A 240-nucleotide genomic window follows, 5' to 3' on the forward strand; every position below is an offset into this window, starting at 1 on the left:
TCGCAGACCGGCGGGCAGGACCCCGCTAACCTGAGCGCCCATCTCATGATGCATATCGACCAGGTCGCCCAGAAGGGCGAAGGAAAGGTCATCGCCGTCATCGACACGGGCGTCGACATGGCGCATCCGGCTTTTACTGGCGAACTCGCGGGAACGCCCCCGCTCACCCCACAGAAGGTCGCCGCGATGCCCTCGCAACTGGGTGAAGGAAAGACCGGCGTCTACGTCTCGCAGAAGTTC

1 protein-coding gene is annotated in these 240 nt (G+C 63.8%); it reads left to right on the top strand.

Annotated elements, in window-relative coordinates:
• The coding region (locus QP415_RS12790) for a hypothetical protein (RefSeq protein ID WP_285100324.1) at window positions 1-240 on the top strand (240 nt) is incomplete at both ends.

The organism is Pauljensenia sp. UMB3104 (assembly GCF_030217285.1).
Lineage (GTDB): Bacteria > Actinomycetota > Actinomycetes > Actinomycetales > Actinomycetaceae > Pauljensenia.